This window comes from Streptomyces sp. AC627_RSS907 (assembly GCF_019049165.1).
In genome coordinates this window covers 51,447-63,977 of record NZ_JAGMUE010000016.1, presented here as the reverse complement: position 1 = coordinate 63,977, position 12,531 = coordinate 51,447, and the positions used below count along the sequence as shown (strand labels likewise).

Below are 12,531 nucleotides of genomic sequence, written 5' to 3'. Positions count from 1 at the left end.
CCCCAGCCGCCCGCGCGGCGACGACCGTGCCCCCTGCGGCGATACCCGTGGAACCCGCGGCCCCGCCCGCGACGTCCATGCCCGCGACGTCCATGCCCGAGACGTCCACGCCCGAGACATCCCCGGCAACCGGTGACCCCGCGGCATCCCCGGCACCCGGTGACCCCGCGGCGTCCGCGCCCCCCGCCGCCGGGGCCTCCCGCCCCCGGGGCAACCTCCGGGCCCGGCTCACCTCCTTCGTCGGCCGCGACGACGACCTGGAGGCCCTCCGCGCCGACCTGGCGACCGCGCGTCTCGTCACCCTGCTCGGACCCGGCGGCGCCGGCAAGACACGGCTGTCGCAGGAGGCCGCCGAGGGCGCCGGGGACACCGCACGGGACGGGGTGTGGCTGGCCGAGCTCGCCCCCGTCGACGACCCCGACGCCGTACCGGAGGCCGTACTGACCGCCGTCGGCGCCCGCGAGACCGTGCTGTACGGCGTCGGCGCCGAGGAGATGCGGGTCGTCTCGGAGCGGCAGGCCACCGCCGTCGAGCGCCTCGTCGAGCACTGCGGCCGGCGCCGCATGCTGATCGTCCTCGACAACTGCGAGCACGTCGTCGACGCCGCGGCCCGCCTCGCCGAGGAACTGCTCGCCCGCTGCCCCCACCTGACGATCCTCGCCACCAGCCGCGAACCCCTCGGCGTACCGGGCGAGTCGCTGCGCCCGGTGGAGCCGTTGCCCGAGCCGGCCGCGCTCCGGCTCCTCGCCGACCGGGGCGCCGCCGCCCGGCCCGGCTTCCGCACCGACGCCGACGAGGCGACCGCGGCCGCCTGCGCCGAGATCTGCCGCCGCCTCGACGGCCTCCCCCTCGCCATCGAACTGGCCGCCGCCCGGCTCCGCATGCTCACCCCGCGCCAGATCGCCGACCGCCTCGACGACCGCTTCCGCCTCCTCACCTCCGGCAGCCGCACCGTCCTGCCCCGCCAGCAGACGCTGCGCGCGGTCGTCGACTGGTCCTGGGACCTGCTCGATGACGACGAGCGGGACGTCCTGCGGCGCCTGTCGGTCTTCGCCGGCGGCTGCGACCTGGCCGCCGCCGAGGCGGTCTGCGGGCCGGCCGCCCTGGACACGCTCGGTTCGCTGGTCGACAAGTCCCTGGTCGTGGCCGCCCCGGCGGGCGACGGAGAGATGCGCTACCGGCTCCTGGAGACCGTCGCCGAGTACGCCGCCGAGCGGCTCGACGAGGTGGGCGGACGCGTCGGTGCCGAGCGCGCCCACCTCACGTACTACCGCGAACTCGCCCGCACCACCGACCCGTTGCTGCGCGGCCCGCGGCAGCTCGCCGCCATCGAGCGGCTGGAGCGCGAGTACGAGAACCTGCGTACCGCCGCGCGCCACGCCATCGCCGAGCGGGACGAGCAGGAGGCCCTGAGTCTGTCGCTGTCGCTGGTCTGGTACTGGCAGATGCGCGACCTGCGCGTGGAGGCCCGGAACTGGCTGAGCGAGGTCATGGCCCTCGGCCCGGACCCCTTCGCGGGGCCCGTCCGCCGTGCCCAGCCGGTGTGGGAGCGGTGCACGTCCGCGCCGCCCCCGATGACCGGCGAGATCCTCGCCGAGGCCCGGCGCGGCGTCCACCTGGCCCATCTGGCCTGCATGGACACCGAGCTGGACGCCTGGCAGAAGCCGCAGGCCCAGCGCAAGCTGCGGGTCATCGCCGAGACCTACGAGCCCGGTATGCCGCAGACCTGCGTCAGCCCCGGCCTGCTCTGGTTCTTCGCGGTGATGCTGACCGGCGACGTGGCCCGGCTGCGCGAGATCATGGACGCCGCCGTGCGGACCTGCCGTGAGACCCCGGGGTACGAGTGGGAGCTCGCCGGCAGCCTCCAGATGCGTGCCAACGTGCTCGCCAACCGCCCCAAGTGGGCGGGCGACGCGGCCCGCGACGCCGACGAGGCGCTGGAGATCTACCAGCGCCTCGGTGACGCCTGGGGCGTGGCCGAGGCCCTGTCCGCCCGCGCCGAGGCCCGCGAGCGCAAGGGCGAGTTCCACCTGGCCGCCGCCGACTACGAGAGGGCGGCGGAGCACGCCCAACGGCTCGGCGCACACGCCCAGCTGGACATCCTGGACGCCCGCAGGGGCAGCGCGCTGCTGGAGGCCGGTGAGGCCGAGCGCGGTGAGCGCGTCCTGCGCGAGGTGCTCGAGCGGACCCAGGGGTCGTCCCACAACGGCGCGATGCCCGCCGCCCGGCTCTTCCTGGCCGGGTGGCTGGGCATGACCGACCGGACCGCCGAGGCCCGCGAGCAGCTGCGCCGGCTGCGCGAGGACTTCAGCCTCGCCCACTTCGTCGTCTTCGACGCCTTCATCCTCGGCGTGGAGGCCTGGCTCGCCACTCTGGAGGGCCGGCACGAGGAGTCCCTGGCCAAGGTGCGGCAGGCGCTGGAGCGGGCCGACGCCCCCCTGTCCGACGCCGTCGCCCCGCACATGCGCTCCTCGTACCTGACCGTCGCCGCGATGGCGCTGGCCCGGGTCGACGGCGGACGCCGGGCCCAGGACGCCGCCCGGTGCATCGGCGCCGCCGACGCGATGCTGCCGGCCGGCCATGTCCACAGCGGCATGGAGCGGGACGGGCGTGCGCGGGCCGTGGAGCGGGCCCGGCAGGCGCTGGGCGACGAGGCGTACGAGGCGGCGTACGCCGAGGGCGGCGGCCTCTCCGGTGAGGAGGCCACCGCCCTGGTATGACGGGCGCCGACGGCCGGTCAGGCCTTGGTCCGGAACTTGTGGACCGCCACCGGGGCCATCACCGCCGTCAGGGCGACGGACCAGCCGAGGGTCAGCCACAGGTCGTGCGCGACCGGGCCGCCCACCATCAGGCCGCGCGCGGCGTCGGCGAGGCTCGACAGCGGGTTGTAGTCGGTGAAGGTCCGCAGCCAGCCCGGCATGGACCCGGGCGGTGCGAAGATCGACGACCCGAACTGGAGCGGCATCAGGACCAGGAAGCCCATCGCCTGCACGGACTGGGCGTTCTTCATCGTCACGCCGAGCGTGAGGAAGATCCACATCAGGGCCGAGCCGAACAGCACCGACAGCCCCACGGCGGCCAGCAGACCGGCCCAGTTGGTGATGTCGAAGCCCACGAGGACACCGACGACCAGCAGGACCGCCGTCGCGAACAGCATCCGCAGCAGCTCCACGGCGATCTTCGCGAACAGCACCGAGCCGCGCCCGATCGGCAGGGACCGGAAGCGGTCCATGACGCCGGAGTTGAAGTCCTGGTTGAAGCCGGTGCCGACCCCCTGGGCCATGTTCATGCCCATCATGGCCATCAGACCGGGGACGACGTACTGCACGTACGCCTGCTGCCCGCCGCCCAGGGACTGCCCGATGGAGCCGCCGAAGACGTACACGAACAGCAGGGTGAAGACGACCGGGAAGAGGACGGCGTCGAACATCGACTCCGGGTCCTGTCTGATCCACAGCAGGTTGCGGCGGACCAGCGCGCCGGTGTGCCGCAGATGGGCGCGCGGGGTGATGCGGGCGTCGGGGGCGGGAGTGGTGGTCAGGGGGGCGGCGCGGAGCGCCTCGTCCACGGTGGCGGTGGGCGACGGGTGGGCGCTCATGCGGCGACCTCCTCGCGGGTGTCGGGGGCGGGTGCGGCATCCTGCGGGGCACTGGCGCGGTGGCCGGTGAGCGACAGGAACACCTCGTCCAGGCTGGGCAGTTCGGTGGTGATGGAGGAGATCGTGATGCCGCGCGCGGTGACCGCGCCGACCACGGCGGTCAGTTGCTCGTCGCTGAGGATCGGCACCAGGACGGCGTCCCGCTGGGTGTCCACCGTGGCACTGGCGAGCCCGGTGATGCCCAGCTCGTCCAGGAAGGCGGCGAGCGGGCGCAGTTGCAGCGGGTCGGCGGGGCGGACCCGCAGGGTGCGCCCGCCGACCTTCGCCTTCAGCTCCTCGATCCCGCCCTTCGCGATGACCTTGCCGCGGTCGACGACGGTCAGCTCGGAGGCGAGCTGCTCGGCCTCCTCCATGTACTGGGTGGTGAGCAGCACGGTGACGCCGTCACCGACCATGCGCTTGACCTCGTCCCACACCTCGTTGCGGGTGCGCGGGTCCAGGCCGGTGGTGGGCTCGTCCAGGTAGAGGACGGCCGGGCGCCCGATCATGGACGCGGCCAGGTCGAGGCGTCGCCGCATGCCGCCGGAGTAGGTGCCCGCGGGGCGCTTGCCGGCCTCGGTGAGCGAGAACCGCTCCAGCAGTTCGTCGGCGCGGTGGCGGGCCTCCTTGCGGGGCAGGTCGAGCAGCCGGCCGATCAGGTAGAGGTTCTCCCAGCCGGGGAGCTTCTCGTCCACGGACGCGTACTGCCCGGTGAGACCGATCACCCGCCGCAGCTGCCGGGGCTGCCGTACGACGTCGTAGCCGGCGACGTGGGCCTGCCCGGCGTCGGGGGTGATGAGGGTGGACAGGATGCGCACGAGGGTGGTCTTGCCGGCGCCGTTGGGCCCGAGCACACCCATCACGGTGCCCTCGCGTACATCAAGGTCGACGCCGTCCAGTGCCTTGGTCTCGCCGTAGTGCTTGACCAGCCCCCGTACGGTGACCGCGCTGCCCGCGGCCGGGGGGTTGTCGTCGATTCGCTTCATGTCCACGACGGTCCCAGGGGCCGCCGACAAACCACCGACAGTCCACCGACAGCCGTCCGGTGCCCCCGACATCCCACCGACGGCACCGGCACCCCGGCACCGGCACTCCGGCACCCCCGGCGCCGACACCCCGCCGGTGCCGGGAAAGGGGCCGGCCCCGCCGACGGGGGAAGATCGGCGGGGCCGGGTGGTGCCGTGCTGGTCTGCGTGGCGTGCGGGACCAGTGGACCGGGACTAGTGGACGGAGTGCTCCTCCTGCGGGAACGTTCCGCCGACGACGTCCTCGGCGAACGACTTCGCCGCGTCGCCCATGACCCGGCGCAGGTCGGCGTACTGCTTGACGAACTTCGGCACCCGGCCGCCGGTCAGCCCGAGCATGTCGGTCCACACCAGCACCTGCGCGTCGGTGTCCGGACCCGCGCCGATGCCGACCGTCGGGATGTGCAGGGTGCGCGTCACCTCGGCGGCCAGCTCGGCCGGCACCAGCTCCAGGACGACCGAGAAGGCGCCCGCGTCCTGCACGGCCTTGGCGTCGCGCAGCAGCTGCTGGGCCGCCTCCTCGCCCCGGCCCTGCACGCGGTAGCCCATGGCGTTGACGGACTGCGGGGTGAGGCCGATGTGCGCCATCACGGGGATGCCGGACTCCACCAGCAGTTCGATCTGCCGGTGCGAGCGCTCGCCGCCCTCCAGCTTCACCGCTCCGACGCCCGCCTCCTTCACCAGCCGGGTCGCCGAGCGCAGCGCCTGCACCGGACCCTCCTGATACGAGCCGAAGGGCAGGTCGGCGACGATCAGGGCGCGGCTGGTGCCCCGTACGACCGCGGCCGAGAGCATCGTCATCTCGTCCAGCGTGACGGGCACGGTGGTGTCGTAGCCGAGGTGGCAGTTGCCCGCGGAGTCGCCGACGAGCATGACCGGGATGCCGGCCTCGTCGAAGACGGACGCGGTCATCGCGTCGTAGGCGGTGAGCATGGGCCACTTCTCACCGCGCTCCTTGGCGGCGGTGATGTCCCGGACGGTGATGCGACGGTTGCTCTTGCCCCCGTACAGCGCCCTGCTTCCGTCGGAGGGCTGGCGCTGAGGCGTCTGGGCAGCCGAGAGCTGCGTCATGGCAACGGCTCCTTCATGTCATCTCGAGGCGCCCTGACGGCGTCCCCGGATCCCCTCCATGGTGGCACCTCGTGCCGCCAGGACGCCAGGGGGACCCTTCGTCCCGGGCCGCCGCACCACCGATTTCGCCGTATCCGTACGCCGGTGCGTCCACAGGGGTGAATGTGCCCGTTCTGTCACAGAGTGGTCCGCGCAGGTGGTGTCCGGAACTTCGAACGCCGACCCGCTCGTCCTCGTGCCCGTACGGCCGTCATGGACGGCAGGATCGGAACCGATCATCCCCTATGGTGCTGAGTCACGGGGGGCGACGGTATGCACGGCAGGCAGTGAGGCACGGTATGGCGCAGCAGGCGTACGTGACGGAGACGGACAGCGGCGGCTCGGATCCCGAGCGCCGGGAAACCCGGCTTCGGCGCCTGTTGGACCGGGTGGCCGGCGGCTGGCGCGGCGACCGGGGGATCTGGCGCCGGGGCGTGGTCACCGCCGCGGTCGCCGTCCTCCTGGCCGTGGTCATGGCGGGCCACTCGCGCATCCCGAACGCCATCGGCAACCTCGGCAGTCTCACGGAGACGTTCCTGCCCTGGTTCGGCCTGCTGGTCCCGGTGCTGCTGGTGATCGCCGTCGTCCGCAAGTCGGCGACGGCGCTGATCGCGCTGGTGCTGCCGGTGAGCGTGTGGCTCAACCTCTTCGGCGGCCTGCTCTTCGACAAGACCGGCACCGGCGGCAACCTCACGGTGGCCACGCACAACGTCAACGCGGCCAACGCCGACCCCGCCGGCACCGCCCGCGCCGTGGCCGCGTCCGGCGCGGACGTGCTGGCCCTGGAGGAGCTGAAGGCGGCAGCGGTACCGACGTACGAGAGGGCGCTGGCCACGAAGTACCGCCACCACGCGGTCGTCGGCACCGTCGGACTGTGGAGCACGTACCCGATCGGCGACGTGAGGGCCGTCGACATCGGGCTGGGCTGGACGCGCGCGATGCGCGCCACCGTCGCCACGCCGTCCGGACCGCTCGCGGTGTACGTCGCCCACCTGCCCTCCGTACGGGTGAAACTGGAGGCCGGGTTCACCGCCCGGCAACGGGACGAGAGCGCCGACGCCCTCGGCGAGGCGATCGCCGACGAGAAGCTGCCCCGCAAGATCCTGCTCGGCGACCTCAACGGCACCATGAACGACCGTGCGCTCACCGCCATCACCTCCCAGATGCGCTCCCCGCAGGGTGCCGTGGGCAACGGCTTCGGCTTCAGCTGGCCGGCGTCGTTCCCGATGGCCCGCATCGACCAGATCCTGGTCAAGGGCGTCGAGCCGCTCACCAGCTGGACCCTCCCGGCGACGGGCAGCGACCACCTGCCGATCGCCGCGCGTGTGAGGGTCAACACACCGACCGACTGAGATTCGTCGGCGGAATACTCGCCCTGAGAGGCTTTGTTCCGTACGGGAACATAGAGGTTCCCCCCGTACGCACCCCCGCTCTCGAAAGGCGAGACCCTTCATGCCCCTGGCCCTGCTCGCCCTTGCCGTGGGCGCCTTCGGCATCGGTACGACCGAGTTCGTGATGATGGGCCTGCTGCCCGACGTCGCGGACGACCTGGACATCTCCCTCCCCACCGCCGGCCACCTGGTCTCGGCCTACGCGCTGGGCGTCGTCATCGGCGCCCCGCTGCTCGCGGCGGCGACCGCGCGGATGTCCCGCCGCACGGTCCTGATCGCGCTGATGGCCCTCTTCGTGGCCGGCAACGCGCTGTCGGCGTTCGCCCCCGGCGAGGTCTCCCTCCTGGCCGCCCGCTTCGTCAGCGGTCTGCCGCACGGCGCCTTCTTCGGCGTCGGCGCGGTGGTCGCCACCGGCATGGTGGCGCCGGAACGCAAGGCCCGCTCCGTCTCCCTGATGTTCCTGGGCCTCACCGTCGCCAACATCGTCGGCGTGCCCGCGGCGACGGCCATGGGCCAGCAGCTCGGCTGGCGGGCGACGTTCCTCGGCGTGAGCGCGATCGGCGTCGCGGCGATAGCGGCGCTCGCCGCGCTGATCCCGCGCGACCACGCCCCCGCCCCCGCCACGGGCCTGCGCGGCGAACTGGCCGCCCTGCGCTCCGTCCCCGTCTGGCTGGCGCTCGGCACGACGGTCGCCGGCTTCGGCGCGCTCTTCGCCGCGTACAGCTACATCACGCCGATGCTCACGGACGCCGCCGGGTTCGCCGAGGCCAGCGTGACGCTGCTGCTCGCCCTCTTCGGCGTCGGGGCCACCGCGGGCAACCTGCTGGGCGGCCGCCTGGCCGACCACTCCCTGCGCGGCACCCTCTTCGGCGGCCTCGCCTCGCTGGTCCTCGTCCTCGCCCTCTTCCCGCTCCTGATGCGCGCGGAGGTCACGGCGGCGGTGGCGGTGGCGCTGCTCGGCATGGCGGCCTTCATCACCGGCTCCCCGCTCCAGCTGATGGTCATGGAGAAGGCCTCCGCGGCCCCCTCCCTCGCCTCCTCGGCCAACCAGGCCGCCTTCAACCTCGCCAACGCCGGCGGCGCCTGGATCGGCGGCCTCGCCCTGGCGGCGGGCTTCGGCGTCACGTCCCCGGCGACGGCGGGCGCGGGGCTGGCCGTCCTCGGCCTGGCGGTCGCGGGCGCGGCGTGGGCGGTGGACCGGCGCCGGGCCGCTGCCGCTCCGGCGGCCGGGCGGGAGCGCGTGGTCGCGGCGCACATGCCGGAGGCCCCGGAGCCGGCGCGGCGGTGACCCCCGGTCCGCCGTGGCCCTGGGCGGGCCGGGGGCCTACCGGATTCAGCGGCAGGTCCCGGAGCCGGCGCGGCGGTGACCCCCGGTTCGCCGTCGCCCTGGGCGGGCCGGGGGCCTACCGGATTCAGCGGCAGGTCCCGGAGCCGGCGCGGCGGTGACCCCCGGTTCGCCGTCGCCCTGGGCGGGCCGGGGGCCTACCGGATTCACCGGCAGGTCCCGGAGCCGGCGCGGCGGTGACCCCCGGTCCGCCGTCGCCCTGGGCGGGCCGGGGGCCTACCGGATTCACCGGCAGGTCCCGGAGCCGGCGCGGCGGTGACCCCCGGTCCGCCGTCGCTCTGGGCGGGCCGGGGGCCTACCGGATTCAGCGGCAGGTCCCGGAGCCGGCGCGGCGGTGACCCCCGGTCCGCCGTCGCTCTGGGCGGGCCGGGGGCCTACCGGATTCACCGGCAGGTCCCGGACCCGCCCGGCGGCAGCGGAAAACCCCGTGCGGAACCGACGGCCCGGCCGTCAGGATGCGGTGCATGACCGTCCTCGTGTCCGATCCCGTCCGCCTCGGTGAGACGCGCCTGCCGGACGGGCGCCTGCTCGGCTGGGCCGAGTGGGGGCCGCCGGACGGGGTGCCCGTCCTGCTGTGCCCCGGCGCGGCCACGAGCCGCCGGCTCGGCTTCGGCGCGGGTGTCGTGGACGGGCTCGGCGTACGCCTGGTCTCCGTGGACCGCCCGGGACTCGGTGCCTCGACCCCGGCCCCCGGCCGGACCTTCGCCGACTTCGCGTCCGACGTCCGCCGTCTGTGCGCGCTGCGGGACCTGGGGCGCCCGGCCGTGGTCGGCAACTCGCAGGGCGCCCCGTTCGCCCTCGCCTGCGCCGAGGCCGGCGTCGCCTCCGCGCTGGCCCTCGTCTCGGCGGCCGACGAGGTGGCGGCCCCCGAGTTCGCCGCCGCACTGCCCGCCGAGCTGCGCGCGCTGACCGAACGGGCCGTACGGGACCCGTCCGGCGCCGAGGAGTTCTTCGCCGGGTTCGACGCGGACGCGATGTGGGACATGGTCATGGGCGGCAGCCCGGCCTGCGACCTCGCCGTGTACCGGGAGGACGGCTTCTCGGCCGCCTACCGCCGCGCTCTGGCGGAAGGCTTCGCCCAGGGCGCCGCCGCCGGATACGCCCGTGACACCACCCTCGCCATGGGCCGCTGGCCCTTCGCGCTCGACCGCGTCACCGTCCCGGCCGACATCTGGTACGGCGAGCAGGACACCAGCCACTCCCCGGACAACGGCGTCCTCCTCGCGGCCCGGATACGCGGTTCCCGCCGCCGTGTCGTACCGGGGGTCGGGGGCGCGGTGCTGTGGACCCACGCGGAGCCGATCCTCACCTCGCTGCTGGCCGGTCACCCGTTGGCGTGCGCGGGGTCCCGTTCCCGCCCGCAGGCGTAGTACGGCGCCCTACCGTGTCGTCCGTCGCGATACGACGCGTACGAGGAGGGGTGCGGATGTCGGTGAACGGCGAGGCGGACGAGCCGGGTTGGGAGGTCGACCCGGACGACGAGTGGGGTGTGGCCGTCCTCACCACCGTGGGGAGGCAGTTGAAGCTGCGCCGTGAAGCGGTGGGGATGCGGGCCGGCGACTTCGGAGTGGCGGTCGGATACGGGGAGGATCTCGTCTACAAGGTGGAGGGCGGGAAGCGGATCCCCCGGCGGGAGTATCTGGAGAAGGCGGACCAGGTGCTGCGGGCGGGCGGTCTCATCGCCGCGGCCTGGGAGGACGTGAAGAGGGTCCGGTATCCCAAGCAGGTGCGGGATCTGGCGAAGATGGAGTCCAGGGCGGTCGAATCGCTCTCGTACGGCAGCTACAGCCTGCACGGGTTGCTCCAGACCGAGGAGTACGCGCGCGCACTCCTCGGCAAGCGGCGGCCGGCCCTCACCGAGGACGAGGTGGAGAACGCCGTCGCCGCGCGCATGGGCCGCAAGGCGATGTTCGAACGGGCCCCGGCCCCGGAACTCAGCTTTGTCCAGGAGGAGGCGACCCTCAGGCGCCCTGTGGGAGGCAGGATGGTTCTGCGGCGGCAGCTCGAACATCTGCTGGAGGTCGAGCGATTCCGGCACGTGGAGATCCAGGTGATGCCGACGTCTCGCGGTGACCATCCGGGAGGCGGGCGGATGCAGGTGCTCAAGTTCGAGGACGGCACGGCGGTCGGACGGGCGGACGACATGTTCGGCGGCCGGCCCGTCACGGATCCCCGGCAGTTGCGCATCCTCGAACTGCGCTATGGCAGTATCCGGGCCGAGGCGCTGTCCGCCCGGGAGTCAGTGGCCTTCATCGAACAACTGCTGGGGGAGACATGAGCCGCAAGGACACATCCGGACACCTCGCCGACCTGGCCTGGTTCAAGAGCAGCTACAGCGACACCAGCGAGCCCAGCGACTGCGTCGAGGTGGCGACGACCCCCGCCGCCGTCCTCGTCCGCGACTCCAAGCGCCCCGACGGCCCCCGCCTCGCCGTCACGCCGTCGGCGTGGGCGGGGTTCGTCGCCGGGGCGGGCGGGGGCTGATCCCCGCCCCCACCCGCACCCGGCGGAGCGTCACAGCACCGGCAGCGACTTCCGCAGCTCGAACGCCGTGACCTGCGACCGGTACTCCTCCCACTCCTGCCGCTTGTTGCGCAGGAAGAAGTCGAAGACGTGCTCGCCGAGGGTCTCCGCGACCAGGTCGCTGTGTTCCATCAGGGCGAGGGCCTCGCCGAGGTTCTGGGGGAGCGGCTCGATGCCCAGGGCGCGGCGTTCGGCGTTGGACAGGGCCCACACGTCGTCCTCGGCGCCCGGCGGGAGTTCGTAGCCCTCCTCGATGCCCTTCAGACCGGCGGCCAGCAGGACGGCGTAGGTCAGGTACGGGTTGGCGCCGGAGTCGATGGAGCGGACCTCGACGCGGGCCGAGCCGGTCTTGCCGGGCTTGTACATCGGCACGCGGACCAGCGCCGAGCGGTTGTTGTGGCCCCAGCAGATGTACGACGGGGCCTCGCCGCCCGCGCCGGCCGTGCGCTCGGAGCCGCCCCAGATGCGCTTGTAGGAGTTCACCCACTGGTTGGTGACCGCGGAGATCTCCGCCGCGTGCCGCAGCAGGCCCGCGATGAAGGAGCGGCCGACCTTGGAGAGCTGGTACTCCGCGCCGGACTCGTAGAACGCGTTGCGGTCGCCCTCGAAGAGCGAGAGGTGCGAGTGCATGCCGGAGCCGGGGTACTCCGAGAAAGGCTTCGGCATGAAGGTGGCCTGCAGGCCCTGCTCCAGCGCGACCTGCTTCATGACCAGGCGGAAGGTCATGATGTTGTCGGCCGTGGAGAGCGCGTCCGCGTAGCGCAGGTCGATCTCCTGCTGGCCGGGGGCGCCCTCGTGGTGGGAGAACTCCACCGAGATGCCCATCGACTCCAGCATGGTGATGGCCTGGCGGCGGAAGTCCATGCCGATGTTCTGCGGGGTGTGGTCGAAGTACCCGGAGTTGTCGGCGGGGGTGGGGACCGTGCCGTCGACCGGCTTGTCCTTCAGCAGGAAGAACTCGATCTCCGGGTGGGTGTAGAAGGTGAAGCCCAGGTCGGAGGTGCGGGCCAGGGCGCGCTTGAGGACGAAGCGCGGGTCGGCGAAGGACGGGGAGCCGTCCGGCATCAGGATGTCGCAGAACATGCGGGCCGTGCCGGGGGCCTCCGCGCGCCAGGGCAGGACCTGGAAGGTGGAGGGGTCCGGCTTGGCGATCATGTCGGACTCGTAGACCCGGGCGAAGCCCTCGATCGCGGAGCCGTCGAAGCCGATGCCCTCGTCGAAGGCCTGCTCCAGCTCGGCCGGGGCCACGGCGACGGACTTCAGGAAGCCCAGTACGTCCGTGAACCACAGGCGTACGAACCGGATGTCGCGCTCCTCCAGCGTCCGGATCACGAACTCCTGCTGCTTGTCCATCTTCCGCTTCCCCATCCTTGCTGGTCAGGCCGCCTGTCTCCGGTACGGCGGGAGGCGGTCGGGCACCCGGGCATCACACCACAGCACGGTTTCGTACGCGTTGCGGACCCCGATCGGCAGACCGGTCACGGCCTGAACGTCTCACGT

At 73.3% G+C, this 12,531-nt stretch carries 10 protein-coding genes; 6 read left to right on the top strand and 4 right to left on the bottom strand.

Annotated features, from left to right (window positions below):
* On the top strand, window positions 1–2,720 hold a 2,720-nt coding region (locus KUM32_RS05185), incomplete at its 5' end, for an AfsR/SARP family transcriptional regulator (protein ID WP_254405057.1).
* 17 nt (window positions 2,721–2,737) lie between these two features.
* Here KUM32_RS05185 and KUM32_RS05180 read toward each other — a convergent pair.
* From KUM32_RS05180 to panB, 3 genes are all read right to left on the bottom strand, one after another.
* The gene (locus KUM32_RS05180; RefSeq protein WP_254405056.1) at window positions 2,738–3,598 is read right to left on the bottom strand and encodes an ABC transporter permease; all 861 of its coding nucleotides are present in this window, start codon (window positions 3,596–3,598) and stop codon (window positions 2,738–2,740) included.
* Complete coding sequence (locus tag KUM32_RS05175; RefSeq protein WP_217140593.1) at window positions 3,595–4,623, bottom strand: ATP-binding cassette domain-containing protein; 1,029 nt, start codon at window positions 4,621–4,623, stop codon at window positions 3,595–3,597. The genes KUM32_RS05180 and KUM32_RS05175 overlap by 4 nt, the downstream gene beginning before the upstream one ends.
* Before the next feature lie 234 nt (window positions 4,624–4,857).
* On the bottom strand, window positions 4,858–5,733 hold the full coding sequence (gene panB / locus KUM32_RS05170; RefSeq protein WP_217140592.1) for a 3-methyl-2-oxobutanoate hydroxymethyltransferase: 876 nt from the start codon (window positions 5,731–5,733) through the stop codon (window positions 4,858–4,860).
* A 338-nt stretch (window positions 5,734–6,071) separates the two neighbouring features.
* On the opposite strand from panB, the gene KUM32_RS05165 reads away from it, so the two are divergent.
* The 5 genes from KUM32_RS05165 (at window position 6,072) to KUM32_RS05145 (ending at window position 10,992) form a co-directional block, all read left to right on the top strand.
* Window positions 6,072–7,124 (top strand): endonuclease/exonuclease/phosphatase family protein, encoded by a 1,053-nt coding sequence (locus KUM32_RS05165; protein ID WP_217140591.1) that lies wholly within the window; start codon window positions 6,072–6,074, stop codon window positions 7,122–7,124.
* A 100-nt stretch (window positions 7,125–7,224) separates the two neighbouring features.
* On the top strand, window positions 7,225–8,451 hold the full coding sequence (locus tag KUM32_RS05160) for an MFS transporter (protein ID WP_217140590.1): 1,227 nt from the start codon (window positions 7,225–7,227) through the stop codon (window positions 8,449–8,451).
* Window positions 8,452–8,972: 521 nt separating this feature from the next.
* Window positions 8,973–9,878 (top strand): alpha/beta fold hydrolase, encoded by a 906-nt coding sequence (locus tag KUM32_RS05155; protein ID WP_217140589.1) that lies wholly within the window; start codon window positions 8,973–8,975, stop codon window positions 9,876–9,878.
* Between the two features lie 56 nt (window positions 9,879–9,934).
* Complete coding sequence (locus KUM32_RS05150; protein ID WP_217140588.1) at window positions 9,935–10,786, top strand: helix-turn-helix transcriptional regulator; 852 nt, start codon at window positions 9,935–9,937, stop codon at window positions 10,784–10,786.
* Window positions 10,783–10,992, top strand: coding sequence for a DUF397 domain-containing protein (locus KUM32_RS05145; protein WP_217140587.1), 210 nt, complete (start codon window positions 10,783–10,785; stop codon window positions 10,990–10,992). The genes KUM32_RS05150 and KUM32_RS05145 overlap by 4 nt, the downstream gene beginning before the upstream one ends.
* A 30-nt stretch (window positions 10,993–11,022) precedes the next feature.
* On the opposite strand, the gene glnA is transcribed toward KUM32_RS05145, so the two are convergent.
* Window positions 11,023–12,384, bottom strand: a complete 1,362-nt coding sequence (glnA, locus tag KUM32_RS05140; protein WP_217140586.1) for a type I glutamate--ammonia ligase — start codon at window positions 12,382–12,384, stop codon at window positions 11,023–11,025.
* Between the last annotated feature and the right edge of the window lie 147 nt (window positions 12,385–12,531).

Bases quoted from the DNA above. Each gene is read 5' to 3' on its own strand.
- KUM32_RS05150 (WP_217140588.1), top strand. From the start codon at position 9,935: ATGTCGGTGAACGGCGAGGCGGACGAGCCGGGTTGGGAGGTCGACCCG.
- panB (WP_217140592.1), bottom strand. From the start codon at position 5,733: ATGACGCAGCTCTCGGCTGCCCAGACGCCTCAGCGCCAGCCCTCCGAC.
- KUM32_RS05145 (WP_217140587.1), top strand. From the start codon at position 10,783: ATGAGCCGCAAGGACACATCCGGACACCTCGCCGACCTGGCCTGGTTC.
- KUM32_RS05180 (WP_254405056.1), bottom strand. From the start codon at position 3,598: ATGAGCGCCCACCCGTCGCCCACCGCCACCGTGGACGAGGCGCTCCGC.
- glnA (WP_217140586.1), bottom strand. From the start codon at position 12,384: ATGGACAAGCAGCAGGAGTTCGTGATCCGGACGCTGGAGGAGCGCGAC.
- KUM32_RS05165 (WP_217140591.1), top strand. From the start codon at position 6,072: ATGGCGCAGCAGGCGTACGTGACGGAGACGGACAGCGGCGGCTCGGAT.
- KUM32_RS05160 (WP_217140590.1), top strand. From the start codon at position 7,225: ATGCCCCTGGCCCTGCTCGCCCTTGCCGTGGGCGCCTTCGGCATCGGT.
- KUM32_RS05175 (WP_217140593.1), bottom strand. From the start codon at position 4,623: ATGAAGCGAATCGACGACAACCCCCCGGCCGCGGGCAGCGCGGTCACC.
- KUM32_RS05155 (WP_217140589.1), top strand. From the start codon at position 8,973: ATGACCGTCCTCGTGTCCGATCCCGTCCGCCTCGGTGAGACGCGCCTG.